Annotated in this window: 14 protein-coding genes and 1 pseudogene; 13 read left to right on the top strand and 2 right to left on the bottom strand. The window is 46.1% G+C overall.

Annotated features, from left to right (window positions below; all coding sequences use genetic code 11):
* Nucleotides 1-128: 128 nt before the first annotated feature.
* The 4 genes and pseudogenes from DW996_RS09900 (at nucleotide 129) to DW996_RS09885 (ending at nucleotide 5639) form a co-directional block, all read left to right on the top strand.
* The gene (locus DW996_RS09900; RefSeq protein WP_118535594.1) at nucleotides 129-998 is read left to right on the top strand and encodes a hypothetical protein; all 870 of its coding nucleotides are present in this window, start codon (nucleotides 129-131) and stop codon (nucleotides 996-998) included.
* Nucleotides 999-1054: 56 nt separating this feature from the next.
* A pseudogene (locus tag DW996_RS09895) lies at nucleotides 1055-2726 on the top strand (glutamine--tRNA ligase/YqeY domain fusion protein).
* 27 nt (nucleotides 2727-2753) lie between these two features.
* Nucleotides 2754-3614: a DUF2225 domain-containing protein gene (locus tag DW996_RS09890; RefSeq protein WP_118282040.1), complete on the top strand. Its 861-nt coding sequence runs from the start codon at nucleotides 2754-2756 to the stop codon at nucleotides 3612-3614.
* A 51-nt stretch (nucleotides 3615-3665) separates the two neighbouring features.
* Nucleotides 3666-5639, top strand: a complete 1974-nt coding sequence (locus DW996_RS09885) for a fructose-1,6-bisphosphatase (RefSeq protein WP_118535593.1) — start codon at nucleotides 3666-3668, stop codon at nucleotides 5637-5639.
* Here the strand turns inward: DW996_RS09885 and DW996_RS09880 are convergent, their stop codons facing one another.
* A complete protein-coding gene (locus tag DW996_RS09880) occupies nucleotides 5640-6347 on the bottom strand; it encodes a helix-turn-helix domain-containing protein (RefSeq protein WP_158575308.1) in 708 nt (235 codons plus the stop codon).
* 274 nt (nucleotides 6348-6621) lie between these two features.
* Here DW996_RS09880 and DW996_RS09875 point away from each other — a divergent pair, with 274 nt between their 5' ends.
* On the top strand, nucleotides 6622-8487 hold the full coding sequence (locus DW996_RS09875; protein WP_118535591.1) for a family 43 glycosylhydrolase: 1866 nt from the start codon (nucleotides 6622-6624) through the stop codon (nucleotides 8485-8487).
* Nucleotides 8488-8555: 68 nt separating this feature from the next.
* Here the strand turns inward: DW996_RS09875 and DW996_RS09870 are convergent, their stop codons facing one another.
* Entirely contained in the window at nucleotides 8556-9782 is a 1227-nt protein-coding gene (locus DW996_RS09870) for an argininosuccinate synthase (RefSeq protein ID WP_118282036.1), read from the bottom strand.
* 315 nt (nucleotides 9783-10097) lie between these two features.
* On the opposite strand from DW996_RS09870, the gene argC reads away from it, so the two are divergent.
* From argC to DW996_RS09830, 8 genes are all read left to right on the top strand, one after another.
* Nucleotides 10098-11165 carry an N-acetyl-gamma-glutamyl-phosphate reductase gene (argC, locus tag DW996_RS09865; RefSeq protein WP_118535590.1) on the top strand — a complete coding sequence of 356 codons (1068 nt, stop codon included), beginning with the start codon at nucleotides 10098-10100 and terminating at the stop codon, nucleotides 11163-11165.
* 94 nt (nucleotides 11166-11259) lie between these two features.
* A complete protein-coding gene (locus DW996_RS09860; RefSeq protein ID WP_243098757.1) occupies nucleotides 11260-11691 on the top strand; it encodes a GNAT family N-acetyltransferase in 432 nt (143 codons plus the stop codon).
* A 13-nt stretch (nucleotides 11692-11704) separates the two neighbouring features.
* On the top strand, nucleotides 11705-12928 hold the full coding sequence (argJ, locus tag DW996_RS09855) for a bifunctional glutamate N-acetyltransferase/amino-acid acetyltransferase ArgJ (RefSeq protein WP_118535589.1): 1224 nt from the start codon (nucleotides 11705-11707) through the stop codon (nucleotides 12926-12928).
* A gap of 39 nt (nucleotides 12929-12967) precedes the next feature.
* Complete coding sequence (gene argB, locus DW996_RS09850; RefSeq protein ID WP_118535588.1) at nucleotides 12968-13867, top strand: acetylglutamate kinase; 900 nt, start codon at nucleotides 12968-12970, stop codon at nucleotides 13865-13867.
* Nucleotides 13860-15062 (top strand): aspartate aminotransferase family protein, encoded by a 1203-nt coding sequence (locus tag DW996_RS09845; protein WP_118535587.1) that lies wholly within the window; start codon nucleotides 13860-13862, stop codon nucleotides 15060-15062. Before argB ends, DW996_RS09845 begins: the two co-directional genes overlap by 8 nt.
* Nucleotides 15063-15188: 126 nt before the next feature.
* On the top strand, nucleotides 15189-15785 hold the full coding sequence (locus DW996_RS09840; RefSeq protein ID WP_118535586.1) for a helix-hairpin-helix domain-containing protein: 597 nt from the start codon (nucleotides 15189-15191) through the stop codon (nucleotides 15783-15785).
* 10 nt (nucleotides 15786-15795) lie between these two features.
* Nucleotides 15796-16488, top strand: a complete 693-nt coding sequence (locus DW996_RS09835) for a response regulator transcription factor (protein ID WP_118282030.1) — start codon at nucleotides 15796-15798, stop codon at nucleotides 16486-16488.
* Nucleotides 16489-16497: 9 nt separating this feature from the next.
* On the top strand, nucleotides 16498-17991 hold the full coding sequence (locus DW996_RS09830) for a sensor histidine kinase (RefSeq protein ID WP_118535585.1): 1494 nt from the start codon (nucleotides 16498-16500) through the stop codon (nucleotides 17989-17991).
* The last annotated feature ends 2 nt before the right edge of the window (nucleotides 17992-17993 follow it).

Raw genomic sequence — 17993 nt, 5'->3', positions numbered from 1 at the left:
TCGACAAAAAACAAGAAGCGGATTCGTTGACAAAAAGTGGGAAGCACCCTATAATTAAAATAATTATGCAATATCGTCGGTGACTATACCATTTCTTAAGATATTGCGAGAGTGAGGAGAATACTTTTATGCTAAATAAGTTAGAACGTGCTCTGGGTAAATATGCCATTCCGAATCTGATGCGTTATTTGATCGGGGGCTATGTGCTGGGGTATTTTTTGATGTTGGGAAGCCGCATTACCAGTGTAAACTTTCTGACCTATATGACCTTAGAGCCTTATTATATTATCCATAAGTTCCAGATCTGGCGTATCTTTACCTGGATCATGATCCCGGAGACTCCCAATATCCTGTTCTTTGCGATCATGCTCCTTTTGTATTATCAGTTGGGAACGGCGCTGGAGAATGCATGGGGGACATTTCGCTTTAATGCCTATATCATTGGAGGCATGCTTGCGACTCTGATCGGTGCTTTTGTTTTGTATTTTATTTACGGTGCGGTGACCGGCAGTCCGGTAGCAGGTGTTGGCGGTTATTTTAGTATGCAGTACATCAACCTGTCGATCTTTTTAGCATTTGCCGTATGCTTCCCGGATATGGAAGTGCTTTTGTACTTTATCATTCCGATCAAGATGAAGTGGATGGCAGTGGTCTATGCCGTTATGATCGCGATCAGTCTGGTGGGATCCTCCTGGTCAGGTCGTGTGGCGATCATCTGCTCCCTGCTCAACTTCCTGATCTTTTATCTGTCATCCCGCAATTACAGACGTGTGGATCCGCGTGAGATCCACCGCAAGCAGGAATATAAGCGCAAGGCGGCAGCCGGTGCAGGACAAAGGAGAGACAGGAGCGGCGCACCGATCGCAAGACACAAGTGTGCGGTATGCGGCAGGACAGAACTGACAAACCCGGAACTGGAATTCCGTTTCTGCTCAAAATGCAACGGCAATTATGAATATTGTCAGGATCATCTGTTTACACACAAACACATCCAGTAGGCAATACCAAAGAGGAATATAAGTGGATAAGTCCACAGATGGAGAGGAATAGATCAATGGAGAACGAAAAAGAAGTAGTATCAAAGAATTTTATCGAGATGGAGATCGACAAGGACCTGGCAGAGGGGGTTTACGACACCGTATGTACCGTTTCCCGCCGGAGCCAAATGGTTATCTGCATATCGGTCATGCCAAGTCCATCCTGTTAAACTATGGTCTGGCAAAAAAATACAATGGCGAATTTCACATGCGTTTTGACGACACCAACCCAATCAAGGAACGTGAGGAATTTGTAGAGTCCATCAAAAAAGATATTCAGTGGCTGGGTGCAGACTGGGGCGACCATCTGTATTTTGCATCCAACTATTTTGACCAGATGTATGAAGCAGCTATTACTCTGATCAAAAAGGGCAGGGCATACTGCTCTGACTTAAATGCAGACCAGATCCGTGAGTACCGCGGTACTTTGACAGAGCCTGGCAAGGAAGATCCGAATGCAGGCCGTAGCATCGAAGAAAATTTACAGATCTTTGAAGATATGAAAAACGGCAAATACGAGGACGGCTCCATGGTACTGCGTGCCAAGATTGATATGACATCACCGAATATCAATATGAGAGATCCGATTCTCTACCGTGTGGCACATATGCATCATCACAACACCGGTGATAAGTGGTGCATTTATCCTATGTATGATTTCGCACATCCGATCGAGGATGCGATCGAGGGCATCACACATTCTATCTGCACACTGGAATTTGAAGACCACAGACCACTCTATGACTGGGTCGTTCGTGAGGTCGGTTTTGCACATCCGCCAAGACAGATCGAATTTGCCAAGATGTATCTGACCAATGTCGTTACCGGCAAGCGTTACATCAAGCGTCTGGTAGAAGAAGGCATCGTAGACGGCTGGGATGATCCGCGTCTGGTATCCATTGCAGCCCTGCGCCGCCGTGGCTTCACACCGGAGTCCATTGCAAAGTTCGTAGAACTCTGTGGCGTGTCAAAGAGCAATTCTTCTGTAGATTATGCCATGCTTGAGTATTGTATCCGTGAGGACTTAAAGAACAAAAAGAGCCGTGTGATGGCAGTGCTTGATCCAATCAAGGTTGTGATCGACAATTATCCGGAAGGACAGATCGAGTATCTGGAAGCACCGAATAACCTGGAAAATCCGGAACTTGGCACCCGTCAGGTACCATTTTCCAGAGAGATCTATATTGAGCGCAATGATTTTATGGAAGAACCGCCACGCAAGTATTTCCGTATGTTCCCGGGCAATGAAGTGCGCCTGATGAATGCTTACTTCGTGACCTGTAATTCTTTTGAAAAGGACGAAAATGGCAATATCACAGAGATCCACTGTACCTATGATCCGGCATCCAGAGGCGGTAACAGCCGGATGGACGAAAGGTAAAGGGCACCATCCACTGGGTATCCTGCGAGACAGCCGTTCCGGCAACCATCCGCCTCTATGAGAATATCGTAGATGAGGAAGCCGGCGTTTACAATGAGGATGGTAGCCTCAACTTAAATCCAAATTCTCTGACGGTTTTGGAGAATTGTTATGTGGAGCCATCCATCGCAGAGGCAGAGGCGTATGACAGTTTCCAGTTTGTACGTCAGGGCTTCTTCTGCGTAGATGCAAAGGATTCTTCCAAGGAGCATCTGGTATTCAACCGGATTGTATCTTTGAAGTCTTCCTACAAATTGCCGACAGCCTAAGTTGGTTTTAGCAGAAAGTGTGAAATAATGAATTTATTATCTGGATTAGAGAAATTTGGTCTGAAAGGCGATGGCGAGTTAGACATCTTAAATGATGGCAGCGAGGCGAAAAAGAAACAGACCGAAAAGGCAAAGGCAGAAGTGGTAGAATTGACTGAAAAGGATTTCCTTTTGGATCACAAGATGAAGTGCCCGATCTGCGACAAGGAATTTGTTGTCAAAGGGGTAAAGAGTTCCAAGGTCAAGAGAAAGGAACCGGATGCGGATCTTCGTCCAAACCATGAGTATGTCGATACCTTAAAGTACGGTGTATGTGCCTGCCCGTCCTGCGGATATGCAGCCCTGCGCCGAAATTTTGAGCATTTGTCACCGACACAGCGCAAATGGATCCGTGAGCAGATCTCAGCCAACTTTAAGCCGGTCGAAGAGCCAAAGATGGAAGTCTACACCTATGATTATGCGGTAGAAAAGTACAAACTGGCGCTGGTTTCCGCTATGGCAAAAAAGGCAAAATTGAGTGAGAAGGCATACATATGCTTAAACATCGCGTGGCTGCGCCGTGCCGAGATTAAGACCATACCGGATGATACGCCGATGAATAAGAAACGTATCGAAAACTGCCAGAAAGAATATGAGGGATTTTACCGTCAGGCATACGATGGCTTTATGAAAGTGACCAGCACAGAGATGCCGCCTTACAATGGTATGGATGCCAATACGGTCGATTATATTCTGGCAAACATGGCAGTCCACTATAAAGATTATGACATTGCGTCCAAACTGATCAGTCGTCTGATCACATCTTCCGGCACATCCAAGCGCATGAAGGATAAGTGTCTGGAGTTAAAGGAACAGATCGTAGCAGACTTGAAGGCAAAGGCAAATTAGTATCAGACCGGGCAGAGTTTTTCTGTCCGGTTTGGAAGTTAAGAGGAGAAGATGGAACAGGAAATTCGTTTTTACAAGGGTTTAGCAAAGCAGTATCCGAATGTCGCGTCTGCGGCAACGGAGATCATTAACTTACAGGCAATCCTAAATCTGCCAAAGGGGACAGAGCATTTTATCACCGATGTGCATGGCGAATATTTACAATTCCGTCACATCCTGCGTAATGCATCCGGGGCGATCCGAAGAAAGATCGATGATGTATTCGGACCGACACTGCGCATGGAAGAAAAAAAGGAACTGGCAGCGCTTATCTATTATCCGCGGGAAAAGTTAGAGCAGGTGGAGGCCAAGGAAAAGGACATCGAGGAATGGTATCAGGTGACCATCCACCGTATGATCCTGCTCTGCCGGAGTGCGGCATCCAAGTACACGCGTTCCAAGGTACGAAAAGCAATGCCGACGGATTTTGCCTATGTGATCGAGGAGTTGATGAGCGGCAGACCGGATGAGGCAGACCAGGAGGCTTATTACAATGAGATCATCCATTCGGTCATCACGACAGGCAGGGCAAGAGAGATGATCGTGGCATGTGCAGATCTGATCCGCCGTATGGTCGTCGATCATCTGCATGTGGTTGGTGATATTTATGACAGGGGGCCAAGCCCACACCTGATCATGGATTCTCTTATGAACCATCATTCCGTGGATATCCAGTGGGGCAATCATGACATCCTGTGGATGGGAGCAGCGGCAGGAAGCAGACCTTGCATTTGCAATGTCATCCGTATTGCGGCGCGCTACGGCAATCTGGCGACCTTGGAGGAGGGCTATGGCATCAATCTTTTGCCGCTTGCCAAACTGGCGATGGAATATTATGGGGATGATCCATGTCTCTGTTTCCGTGAGCAGAGTGCTTATCAGAATTTAGACCAGGCGAAGCATCTGACCTTAGATACCAGTCTGGAAGAAAAGATGCACAAGGCAATTACCATCATGCAGTTTAAGATCGAGGGACAGATGATCTTATCCCATCCGGATTTTGGCATGGAAGATCGTCTGCTGCTGGATAAGATCGATCTTTCCCAGGGCAGTGTGACGATCGATGGCATTTCTTATCCGATGAAGGATAAGCATTTTCCGACATTAGATCCTGAGCATCCATATCTTTTGACCGAGCAGGAACAGGAAGTGATCGACCAGATCCAGCAATCCTTTATGCATTGCGAGAAATTGCAGCAGCACATACAGTTTTTGTACTCTCATGGAAGCCTTTACAAGGTCTACAATGGCAACCTTTTGTATCATGGCTGTATTCCGCTGACCAAGGATGGCAAGTTCTTACCGGTCCGCTTATTCGGAAAGACTTATACGGGCAGAGCCCTGTATGATGTATTGGATTCCTATGCCAGAAAAGGCTATTATGCGACGGACGACAGGGAAAGAATACGCGGGCAGGCGATCCTCTGGTATTTGTGGGAGAATCCGGATTCACCGGTATTCGGCAAGGAAAAGATGGCGACCTTTGAACGCTATTTCGTGGCAGACAAAGCCTTGCATGTAGAGCCGAAGAACCCATACTATCAGATGCTCAATGATGAAAAGATGGCAGATGCCGTCTTAAAGGAATTTGGTTTGTCGGGCGCAGATGCCCACATTATTAACGGACACATCCCGGTCGAGGCAAAGGCGGGAGAATCGCCGGTCAAATGTAACGGCAAACTGCTCATCATTGACGGTGGTCTGTCTAAAGCCTATCAGCCAAAGACCGGTATTGCCGGATATACACTGATCTACAATTCCTATGGCCTGGTCTTGGCAGCCCATGAGCCTTTTACATCGGTAGCCAAGGCAGTAGAGCAGGGAAGTGATATCCATTCCGACCGTATTCTGGTCCAGCAGGTCTTGAAGCGCAAGCGCGTGGCAGATACGGATATCGGGCGGGAATTAAAAGAAAATGTTGCGGATTTGCAAGGGCTTTTGGAAGCCTATCGCACAGGGCTGATCCCTGAGCGGCATGAACGTTGATTATCTGTGTCTTTTTCTATATTGCATAGGTGTCATATGCATTTGTTTTTTAAATAATTTTGTAAAGTAATTAGAGTCGTTGATGCCAACAGAGGCTGCAATATCAGCAATACTGGATGTCGTGCAACGCAGGAGCAAACAGGCTTCAGAGATACGACGGCAGAGCAGATATTGGGTTATTGTCTTTCCTACTTCTTTTTTAAAGAGCGTAGAAAGGTAGTTTGGTGTCAACGACAATTCTTTTGCAAGATGTTCTACGGAAATTTCTTCATTCATGTGCAGTTCTAAATAGAGGATACAATCTTGAATTGGTCTGGTGTAGGCAGCAAGGGAAAATGTGTTGGATAGCATACAATAGGTATCAATCATTTTTTCAATGATCTGTCCGACTTCATCAAAACTACCTGCTATCTCGATTAGATAGGTAAAGCGTGAGGCGTAGTGATTGATGTAGATATTGGGTACATAATTTTGCTCAATATCCTTGCGGAAAAGTGTATTCATTGAAAGGGCAGAATCTTTAAACTGACGCAGTGGGGAAATGGGAATAGAACAAATATGTCCATCACTATGTTGGAGCGTCTGCTTTGTTAAACGGAGTTCATGCTTGGCTTTTGCGGCATTCCCTTCCACGATCGCCTGATGCAGACGTTGTTCTGACGCATTGCGCTCGTTAATAAAACGAAGTTCTGCATAAAAGTCATCCATCTTATAATCCTGTGGAAAATTCTCCTTTGTTATATCATAAAAATTGTTATGGGTAGAAAAAATATCCTCTAGTAGGGAATCCAGATACATTTTTTTGCGCACTCCTTTTTGATAAAAAGATAATTCAATGATAATTTGGATAATAGCATAGAAATTTACGGTTTTTCAAGAGTTATCTTCTATTCCTTAGACTCCTTTACAAGTACAATGGATATCATCTTGGAACTATACATAATGATTCTGGAATAAAAGGTAAAAAAAGGAGGAGAAAAGGATGTATTATTGCAATCCGATCAATATACCCTATCGCTATCAGTATGTAAAAAAAGACGATCGGGCAGTCATTTATAGAGAGGCGGCAGATCCGTCACTGGTAGTATTTCATGAAAAATACTATATGTTTCCATCCATGACAAAAGGATATTTTGTCAGCGAGGATATGGTAAATTGGCAAGTGAAAAAATTGCAGGGATTACCGGTTTATGATTATGCCCCGGATGTGCGCGTGATGGGGGAATACTTGTATTTCAGTGCATCCCGCAGAGATGCCAATTGTGATTTTTACCGGACAAAAGATCCGGAATCAGGTGTCTTTGAAAAAATAGAGGGGACTTTTGATTTTTGGGATCCGAATCTCTTTGTGGATGATGACGGACGTGTCTATTTTTACTGGGGATGTTCCTCTGTGGAACCGATTTACGGTGTGGAACTTGATCCGAAGACTATGAAACAGATTGGCCAGCCGATGGCTTTATTTGATAATCATAAGAATGATTATGGCTATGAACGTGTGGGAGAGGATCATAATGAACAGAAGCGGAGAGACATTGCATTTGAGCAAATGCTTATTCAGGGGTTGAGTGCACAGTTGGGGAAAAATCCGAGTGAGGTAGCAGACGTATATGAACTGATAGAACTTTTGCCAGAGGAAAGACGCCTTTTTATGGAACGCTTATTAGGTCCAACACCGAATATGGAAGGGGCGTGGATGACCAAATATCAGGGGAAATACTATCTGCAATATGCAGCAGCAGGAACAGAGTACAATATTTACCCGGATGGAGTTTATGAAGCAGACCACCCATTGGGACCTTTTACCTTGGCAAAAAACAATCCGTATTCATATAGCCCGGGAGGGTTTATGCCGGGAGCAGGACATGGATCAACAATGCAGGATCTAAAAAATAATTGGTGGCATACAGCAACGATGCGCATTTCCTGCAATCATGAATTTGAACGACGTCTTGGCCTCTGGCCGGCAGGATTTGATAGGGATGGAGAACTTTTCTGCAATCAACGTTACGGAGATTGGCCGATTCTTCTGGATGAAAATAAGGAGCAAGATCCGTGGAGAGAACCGGATTGGATGCTTTTATCCTATGGAAAACAGGTTAAAGCATCGAGTCAGAAAGAAGCAGAAAAATCTGCCGCCAATGTGGTTGACGAAAATTGTCAGACTTGGTGGAAAGCCTTGGATGAAGACAGCCAACCGTGGATTATGGTTGATCTGGGGAAAGCAATGGATATTCATGCTATCCAACTTAATTTTATGGATGATCATAAGGAAGTGGACATGCCGCAAGAGAGGATGGAGAAAGAGAATCCGGAGGAGTTGACCGAGCGTATCAAGGGAAGTCGATATATTGAAGATGAACTGGATCCGATCAATTATCTGTTAGAGGGCTCAGAAGATGGAAAAAACTGGGAGACACTGGCAGATAAAGAACAGGTAACAACAAGTTTGCCACACGATTTTTTGGTATGGGAGCAGGGAATTATGTATAGATTTATCCGGGTTACGGTCGTAAGTCAGCCACATGAACCGAGTGCCTGCATGGCAGGGATCCGTATTTTTGGACTTGGTGATGGGCAAGCCCCGGCGCCGGTTACGGATGTAACGGCGGAGAGAATAAGCGGCACAGATATGAATCTGGCATGGAAGGGGAGTGCAGTTGGGTATGAGATTCTCTGGGGACATGAAAAAGATAAATTGTATCACAGCTATCGGGTCTTTGGAGATAAGGAAAAAACCATACGTGCATTAGTTTCGCAGATGTCACAGTATTATGTGCGCATTGATGCTTTTAACGAAAATGGCATCACCCATGGTAAATGCCTGCCTGTTAAAAATAAAATGTAATCATTAAAAATACCCATCACAGTTTGTTTTTACTGTGATGGGTATTCTTATCATAGGCACCTTTTAGGTTATTTTGCCTTATTCTTTTCTAATTCCTGCATCTTCATAGCACGAACCTTGAGCGGAAGACCAAAGAGTGTGATAAAGCCTTCAGCATCATGGTGATCGTAGAGATCTCCGGTCGTGAAACTTGCAAGTGACTCACTGTAGAGTGAGTATGGAGAAGTAGTACCGGCTTTGATGATGTTGCCCTTGTATAACTGGAACTTGACTTCGCCTGTTACGTATTCCTGGGTAGAAGTAACGAAAGCCTGGATGGCTTCGCGCAGTGGGGTAAACCATTTACCTTCGTAAACGACCTGTGCTAATTTGTTGCCCATGTCTTTCTTGACTTCCATGGTAGCACGGTCAAGTACCAGTTCCTCTAACTGAGAATGTGCTTCCATGAGGATGGTTCCGCCCGGTGTTTCATATACGCCACGGCTCTTCATACCAACAACACGGTTTTCTACGATATCTACGATACCGATACCATGTTTGCCGCCCAGGCGGTTCAATTCACGGATGATGTCGGAAACTTTCATCTTTTTACCATTGACAGAAGTAGGAATACCCTTTTCAAAGGTCATAGTAACATATTCGCCCTGGTCAGGAGCCTTCTGTGGTGTAACGCCCAGAACTAACATATGATCGTAATTTGGCTCTAAAGAAGGATCTTCGAGTTCCAGACCTTCGTGACTGATATGCCATAAGTTACGGTCACGGCTGTAAGACTGGTCGGTAGAGAATGGAAGATCAATGCCGTGAGCCTTGCAGTATTCGATCTCGGATTCGCGGGAATCCATCTTCCACTTGTCATCACGCCAAGGAGCGATAACCTTGATGTCAGGGGCAAGAGCCTTGATACCGAGTTCAAAACGGATCTGGTCATTTCCCTTACCGGTAGCACCGTGACAGATGGCAACGGCTCCCTCTTTGCGGGCAACTTCCACTAATTTCTTTGCGATGCCCGGACGAGCCATGGAAGTACCGAGCAGATATTTATTCTCATAAACCGCACCTGCCTGCACACAAGGAATGATATAATCATCACAAAATTCATCCGTGATATCTTCGATATATAACTTGGAAGCACCGGATAATCTGGCACGTTCTTCCAATCCGTCCAATTCTTCGCCCTGACCGCAGTCGATACAGCAACATACGACATCGTATCCGTAATTCTCCTTGAGCCATGGGATAATGGCTGTGGTGTCCAGCCCGCCTGAGTAGGCTAATACTACTTTTTCTTTCATAATGAAATGTTCCTCCTTATTGATAGGCACGCGACCGTGCAATTTGTATCTGAAATATCGTCTTTTCTCTTACATCAGACCTAGAAATAATATACAACAAATACTTTAGCAGTGCAAGTGTAAAAATATGCATTTTAGAAGAATAAATAAACATGGTAAGATATATAAACTCACAAACTAAACAAAGAATAAAAAAAGCGTGGTGCATAAATATTCATTAAAATTGTAAAAAACTTACATTTTCCTCTTTACGAACAGGGGAGAATGTACTAATATGAAAAAAGAGATTTTTCGATTAAGAAAAGAGGGCGAAAGATGATAAAAGCAGGAATTATTGGAGCAACCGGTTATGCAGGCGGTGAACTGGTCCGCCTTTTGCTAGGACATAAAGAAGTAGAGATTGTGTGGTATGGTTCCCGTTCTTATGTGGACGAGAAATATGCACATGTCTATCGTAATATGTTTGATATTGTGGATGCAACCTGTCTGGACGATAATCTGCAGGAACTTGCAAGTCAGGTGGAGGTGATCTTTACGGCAACACCGCAGGGCTATCTGGCATCCATATTGACAGAGGAGATCCTGAGTCAGGTTAAGATCATAGATCTGAGCGCGGACTACCGCATCAAAGATGTCGCTACTTATGAAAAGTGGTATGGTATCACACATAAGAGCCCACAGTTTATAGAGGAAGCGGTTTACGGTCTGTGTGAGATCAATCGCGACAAGATGCAGAACGTGCGTCTGGTAGCCAATCCGGGCTGTTATACGACCTGTTCTATTCTGACGACCTATCCATTTGTCAAAGAGGGACTGATCGATCATCACACCCTGATCGTAGATGCAAAGTCCGGTACATCCGGCGCGGGCAGAGGGGCAAAGGTACAAAACCTTTTCTGTGAAGTCAATGAGAATATGAAGGCATACGGTGTAGCGACACACCGCCATACCCCGGAGATCGAGGAACAGTTGGGCTATGCCTGTGGGGAGGACGTGACCATTTCCTTTACACCGCATCTTGTGCCTATGAACCGTGGCATCTTGGTAACGGCATACGCTTCCTTAAAAAAGGTGGCTTACCCGGATGGGCATGTTGACTATCCGACCGAGGACATGCTGCTGGATGTTTATCACAAGTATTATGATAAGGAATATTTTGTGCGTGTTTTAGAGGCTGGCATGACACCGGAGACCAAGTGGGTAGAAGGTTCTAATTTTGTGGATGTCTGCCTGAAAGTGGATCCGAGAACGCACCGCGTGATCCTTATGGGCGCACTGGACAATCTGGTCAAGGGGGCAGCAGGACAAGCCGTACAGAATATGAATCTTTTGTTTGGCTTTAAAGAGCAGGAAGGATTGGAACTGGTTCCCATGTTTCCGTAAAAATGTGATAGCAGATCAGGAGAAGAAAAGATTGACAGAAAAAATGAGACAGAATAAGGATTTTCGATTGCCGGAAGGAGTGCAACTCCGCACTATGGAAGAAGGAGATTTTGCTGAGGTGCATGCGCTGTGGATGCAGATCAACGGATTTGCCATTCGCAGTATAGATGATTCCAAGGAAGGCGTTTTACGTTTTATCAAGCGAAATCCGACCACCAGTATCGTGGCTGAGGCGGACGGCAGGATCGTGGGATCCATTCTCTGCGGGCACGATGGCAGACAGGGATGCTTCTATCATGTCTGCGTGGCAGAGGGCTACCGCAAGCACGGCATCGGAAAAGCCATGGCAACGACCTGTATGCGGCGTCTGCAGGAGGAAGGCATCAATAAGATCTCTCTGGTGGCATTTAAGGACAATGCTTTAGGCAATGCCTTCTGGCATGAGGAAGGGTGGAAATTGCGTCAGGATCTGAATGTATATGATTTTATTTTAAATGAAGAAAACATAACACGATTTAACAAATAAAGGAGTGGCAAAGATGGAAAAGATAGATGGCGGAGTTACCGCAGCAAAGGGCTTTCTGGCAGCGCACACCGCAGCCGGAATCAAATATCAGGGCAGAGACGACATGGCTATGATCTATAGTAAGGTGCCGGCGGTTGCAGCAGGTACTTTTACCCGCAATGTGGTAAAGGCTGCACCGGTCAAATGGGATCAGCAGGTGGTAGGGGAGAGTCCTTTCGTTCGGGCGGTAGTCATGAATGCCGGGATCGCCAATGCCTGTACCGGACAGGAAGGCATGGGCTATTGTAAGGAGACGGCTGACGCGGCAGGATCTGCACTTGGGATCCCGAGTCAGGCAGTCTTAGTCGCATCGACCGGTGTGATCGGCATGCAGCTGCCTATGGATCGTCTGCGCGCGGGCATTGGGGCAATGGTGCCTAAGTTAGAGGACACGCGGCAGGCAGCAGCCGCAGCCGCACAAGCCATCATGACGACCGATACCCACAAGAAGGAAGCGGCAGTGACCTTTACGGTGGACGGAAAGACCGTGACGGTCGGCGGTATGAGCAAGGGAAGCGGTATGATCCATCCCAATATGTGTACCATGCTTGCTTTTATCACAACGGATCTGGCAATCTCCCACGAACTTTTGCAGGAGGCACTCAGCAGCGTTGTGGACGACACTTACAATATGATCTCTGTGGATGGCGATACTTCCACCAATGATACCTGTCTGGTGCTTGCTAATGGTATGGCAGGCAATACTGAGATTACAGAGAAAAATGCTGATTACCAGGCTTTTGTAGAAGCACTCTTTGAAGTCAACAAGACACTTGCCAAGATGATGGCAGGCGATGGTGAAGGCGCGACCGCCTTATTCGAGGTCAAGGTCATAAATGCTTCCAGCAAGGCAGAGGCAGTGACCCTCGCCAAATCTGTCGTTACATCCAGTCTGACCAAGGCAGCGATCTACGGTCATGATGCCAACTGGGGCAGGATCCTTTGCGCGCTGGGTTATGCCGGTGTGGACTTTGATCCGGAAAAGGTAGATCTCTACTTTGAGAGCAGCAATGGCAGATTAAAGATCATAGAAAACGGTGTGGCAACCGGTTACAGTGAGGAAGAAGCCACAAAGATCTTGACGTCAGATGCTGTGACAGCCATCTGCGATATGAAACAGGGGGATGCCGAGGCAACTGCCTGGGGATGCGACCTGACCTATGATTATGTCAAGATCAATGCCGATTATCGTTCTTAATGAAGAATGTCATAGATCCACGATAAGGAGGATACAAAAGTGGAAGAAAAAAATATGCAGGAAGTCATGGAAAAGGCACAGGTTCTGATCGAGGCTTTGCCTTACATCCAGCGTTTTAACCGAAAGATCATTGTTGTAAAGTATGGCGGAAGTGCCATGATCGACAAAGAATTAAAAAAACATGTTATTCAGGATGTGACACTTTTAAAACTGGTCGGATTTAAACCAATCATCGTACATGGCGGCGGTAAGGAGATCAGCCGCTGGGTTGAAAAAACAGGCATGCAGCCAGAATTTATCAACGGACTCCGCAAGACGGATGCTGCGACCATGGAGATCGCAGAGATGGTCTTAAATAAGGTCAACAAGTCTTTAGTACAGATGGTCGAGGAACTGGGGGTCAATGCCATCGGTATCAGTGGCAAGGATGGCGGACTGCTGCGTGTAGAAAAGAAATATTCCGACGGTCAGGATATCGGCTATGTAGGTGAGATCACAGAAGTCAATCCAAAGATCTTAGAGGATCTTCTGGAACGCGATTTTCTCCCGATCGTCTGCCCGATCGGTATGGATGCCAATTATGAGACTTACAATATCAATGCGGATGATGCGGCTTGTGCCATTGCGCAGGCAGTACAGGCAGAAAAACTGGCATTCTTGACGGATATCGAGGGTGTCTATAAAGATCCTGCGGACAAATCAACGCTGATCTCAGAATTGACCGTATCCGAAGCAAGAGAACTGATCGCAGACGGCTTTATCGGTGGCGGTATGCTGCCAAAACTGAATAACTGTATGGAAGCGATCGAAAAAGGGGTTTCCCGGGTACATATTCTGGACGGGCGTATCGCACACTGCCTGCTTTTGGAGATCTTTACCAATAAGGGAATCGGAACGGCTATTTTAGATGATAAGGAGAAAAAGTTTAATCATGAATAAAGAAGAATATATTGCTACAGCAGAAGAATCTTTGTTCCATGTCTACAATCGTTTCCCGGTCGTATTTGAAAAGGGAAAAGGCGTGCATATCTATGATACGGATGGCAAGGAATATCTGGATTTTGCATCCGGGATCGGCGTTATGGCATTTGGCTACAATGACGGCGAATACAAACAGGCACTCATGGATCAGATCGACAAGATTACCCATACCTCCAACCTCTACTATCATCCGCCAATGATCTCGGCAGCCAAAAAACTTTGTCAGGTATCCGGCATGGATAAGGTGTTCTTTACCAACAGTGGTGCCGAGGCGATCGAAGGAGCCATTAAGACTGCCAAGAAATATGCTTATCTGCGCGATGGATTTGCCGGACATGAGATCATTGCCATGGAACATTCTTTCCACGGCAGGACAGTGGGATCCTTGTCTGTGACCGGTACGGAGCACTACAGAGAACCATTTTTACCGCTGATGGATGGCGTGCGTTTTGCCAATTTTAACGATCTGGATAGTGTCAAGGCACAGATCACGGACAAGACTTGTGCCATTATCATGGAGACTGTGCAGGGCGAGGGTGGTCTGTATCCGGCAGAAGCGGACTTTTTACAGGGTGTCCGGGATCTGTGCGATGCGCATGATATCTTATTGATCTTAGACGAGATCCAGTGCGGCATGGGCAGGACAGGCTACATGTTTGCATGGCAGAAATACGGTGTAAAGCCGGACATCATGACCTGCGCAAAAGCACTTGGAGCAGGCGTGCCGGTCGGCGCCTTTGCACTCACCGATCGCGTGGCAGAGCACTCTTTGGTACCGGGCGACCATGGTACAACTTACGGAGGCAATCCGCTGGTATGTGCGGCAGTTGATAAGACACTGGATATGATGGAAAAACGCCATATTACTGACCATGTCAAAGAACTGACGCCATATTTTGAAAAGGCATTGGATGGTCTGGTCGCAAAATATGACTTTATGACAGGCAGACGTGGCATGGGACTCATGCAGGGCATTGTGATCGATGCGCGTATCCCGGTTGGTTCTATTGTGACAAAGGCACTGGAGGCAGGGCTGATCGTGCTCTCTGCCGGTGGGAATGTCTTGCGACTTTTGCCGCCACTGGTCATCGAAAAAGAAGATATCGATCATATGGTAGAAATTTTGACCGGGGTTTGTGACATAATTTCGTAAAACTCTTGTAATAATTGACGCTTTTGGATAAAATGATTTGCATAGCATTCATGTTTCCTTTCAGCGATCCAGAGGGGGTAGCAGACATTGCTGCTCCCTTTTCTTATTGTTTGAAAGGAGTGTAAAGTGAAAAAACAAATCATACTACTTGGTATTGTAGTTCTTATCTTGCTAGGATGTACGGCTTGCAAGTCTACATCTTATTTAGAAAAGCAGTCTGATCTTTCTAGTGAGGACACATCAGAAGATGCGACGGATTCCGCGGACACAACAGAAGAGACAGAGAAAAAGACAGAGATCTATGTGCAGATCAGTGGGGCAGTGGCAGATCCCGGTGTTTACACTTTTCCTGCAGACAGCCGCGTGTATGAACTGATCGAGGCTGCGGGCGGTCTGCTGCCGGAGGCGTATGATGTCTCTTTGAATCAGGCGGAGCGGCTTTCGGATGGGCAGAAGATCCATGTCTATACCAAAGGGGAAGCGGCAGAGGGGCTGGCACCGACAGAGGAAAGTTCTTCGACATCGGATGGAAAGGTCAACATCAATACGGCTTCCACGGAGGAACTGACAAGTTTAAAGGGAATCGGACAGACCAGGGCAGAAAGCATTGTCGCCTATCGGCAGGAGCATGGAGCCTTTGCGGCAGTGGAAGATCTAAAAGCAGTATCCGGGATCGGTGATGCGACCTATCAAAAGATCGCAGATGCAATTACAGTGAATTGAGGTTTTGAAAATGGCAAAAAAAGTATTAGTGGTGGATGATGAAAAATTGATCGTAAAGGGGATCCGCTTTAGTCTGGAGCAGGACGGCATGGAAGTGGATTGTGCCTATGATGGACAGGAAGCGCTGGATAAAGCCATGGCAACACCATACGATATGATACTTTTGGATGTGATGCTGCCAAAGATGGATGGATTTGAAGTCTGCCAGCGTATCCGTGAATTTTCCAATATGCCGATCGTTATGCTGACGGCAAAAGGGGATGATATGGATAAGATCTTAGGCTTAGAGTATGGTGCAGATGATTATATCACCAAGCCTTTCAATATCTTAGAGGTCAAGGCGCGTATCAAGGCCATCATGCGCAGAACGACACCACAGGTCGTCAAGGAACAAAAGATCACAGAGATCAAAAGCGGAGATTTTACCATCAATACAGAAAACCGTCGTCTTTTTATTTTAGATCAGGAGATCAATGTGACCTCCAAAGAATTTGATATGCTCTTACTTTTAGTGACCAATCCGGGCAAGGTCTACAGCAGGGATGAGTTGCTCCGTGCTATCTGGGGCGAGGACTATCCGGGAGATGCGCGTACCGTGGATGTGCATATCCGGCGTCTGCGTGAGAAGATCGAGCCAAATGCCAGTGAACCAAAGTATGTGCACACTAAGTGGGGTGTAGGCTACTACTATCAGCAGGTTTAGAGGTAGGACATGAAAAAACAGAAACTCAAAGAAATGATCAAAAGTCTTAGGGCACATATTGTAGTGGTGGTCCTTTTGGTGGGGATCCTGCCTGCTACGCTGTTTTCTGTGCTTTTTTCCAGTTTATATGTGAGACGCTCCGTGGAGAGCGACGTGACGGACATGGTTGCCAATGGACAGATCTTAGGTAAGCAGATCATGTCGAGCGGCTATCTGAATGAAAAAGATTCCAAAAATGTAGATGAGCAACTGAGTGCCTTGTCTTTGACCTATTCCGGTAGAATGATGATCGTAAATTCTTCCTTAAATGTCATCAAGGATACCTATGGGGTGGACGAGGGCAAGACGATCGTCTGGTCGGATGTCATCACGGCATTTACCGGCAAGACGGCATCCTATTATGATAAGGAAAATGCTTATCTGGTAGTAGCCATACCCATTTTATCTACGAGCAAGGATGATAATGAAGTCTTAGGGGTACTGGTGATGAATAAGTCCATGACTTATATCACGACCAATCTGGAATATTTCCAGTCGGTAGCCATCATTACCCTCTTGGTCTTATATGTGGTCGTGATCGCACTGGCGATTCTTTTTTCCGGCCGCTTTACCAGACCTTTTCGCAAACTTGGCGTAGCCATTGAGGCAAGGGAAAAGGGCAGCGATAACGGAGAGGAGATCGCCGTAGATAATTATACGGAGTCGGCTGAGGTTTCCAAAAAATTAAACAGCCTGATCGCCCGTATGAAGGTAGTAGATGAGTCCCGACAGGAATTTGTATCCAATGTGTCACATGAATTAAAGACACCGCTGACTTCCATGAAAGTGCTGGCAGATTCCCTGAACGGGCAGGATAATGTGCCGGTGGAACTCTACCGGGAATTTATGGCAGATATCGGCGAGGAGATCGACCGCGAGACCAAGATCATCAATGATCTTTTAAGTCTGGTCAAGATGGATCGTGCAGCGGCATCTTTGAATGTGTCCGCTGTCAATATGAATGAGTTGATTGAACTGATCTTAAAACGCTTACGACCGATCGCGGAAAAGCAGCAGGTCGAGGTCGTTTTTGAGAGTTTCCGTCCGGTTGCGGCTGAGGTGGATGAAGTCAAGATATCCCTTGCAATCACCAATCTGGTCGAAAACGGGATCAAGTACAACCAGGAGGGAGGCTGGGTGCATGTGTCCTTGAATGCAGACCATCAGTATTGCTACATTAAGGTCGAGGATTCCGGTATGGGAATCCCACAGGAGAGTCTGGACTTTATTTTTGAAAGATTTTACCGTGTGGATAAGTCACATTCCAGAGAGATCGGTGGTACTGGTCTGGGACTTGCCATCACGAAAAATGCCATCACCATGCACAATGGCGATATCAAGGTACATAGCGTCCTGGGTGAGGGAACCATGTTTGATGTGCGTATTCCGCTGAACTATATCAGCCCACAGAATAGTGCCGGAAGCCATAAAAACAGAAAACAGCATAAGATGGTACATGATTAAGG

Source organism: Roseburia sp. AM51-8 (genome assembly GCF_003478275.1).
In the GTDB taxonomy this organism is placed as follows: domain Bacteria; phylum Bacillota; class Clostridia; order Lachnospirales; family Lachnospiraceae; genus Pararoseburia; species Pararoseburia lenta.
This window is presented reverse-complemented; position numbering and strand designations above follow the sequence as displayed.

Bases quoted from the DNA above. Each gene is read 5' to 3' on its own strand.
- DW996_RS09900 (WP_118535594.1), top strand. From the start codon at position 129: ATGCTAAATAAGTTAGAACGTGCTCTGGGTAAATATGCCATTCCGAAT.
- DW996_RS09890 (WP_118282040.1), top strand. From the start codon at position 2,754: ATGAATTTATTATCTGGATTAGAGAAATTTGGTCTGAAAGGCGATGGC.
- DW996_RS09885 (WP_118535593.1), top strand. From the start codon at position 3,666: ATGGAACAGGAAATTCGTTTTTACAAGGGTTTAGCAAAGCAGTATCCG.
- DW996_RS09880 (WP_158575308.1), bottom strand. From the start codon at position 6,347: ATGGATGACTTTTATGCAGAACTTCGTTTTATTAACGAGCGCAATGCG.
- DW996_RS09875 (WP_118535591.1), top strand. From the start codon at position 6,622: ATGTATTATTGCAATCCGATCAATATACCCTATCGCTATCAGTATGTA.
- DW996_RS09870 (WP_118282036.1), bottom strand. From the start codon at position 9,782: ATGAAAGAAAAAGTAGTATTAGCCTACTCAGGCGGGCTGGACACCACA.
- argC (WP_118535590.1), top strand. From the start codon at position 10,098: ATGATAAAAGCAGGAATTATTGGAGCAACCGGTTATGCAGGCGGTGAA.
- DW996_RS09860 (WP_243098757.1), top strand. From the start codon at position 11,260: ATGGAAGAAGGAGATTTTGCTGAGGTGCATGCGCTGTGGATGCAGATC.
- argJ (WP_118535589.1), top strand. From the start codon at position 11,705: ATGGAAAAGATAGATGGCGGAGTTACCGCAGCAAAGGGCTTTCTGGCA.
- DW996_RS09845 (WP_118535587.1), top strand. From the start codon at position 13,860: ATGAATAAAGAAGAATATATTGCTACAGCAGAAGAATCTTTGTTCCAT.
- DW996_RS09835 (WP_118282030.1), top strand. From the start codon at position 15,796: ATGGCAAAAAAAGTATTAGTGGTGGATGATGAAAAATTGATCGTAAAG.
- DW996_RS09830 (WP_118535585.1), top strand. From the start codon at position 16,498: ATGAAAAAACAGAAACTCAAAGAAATGATCAAAAGTCTTAGGGCACAT.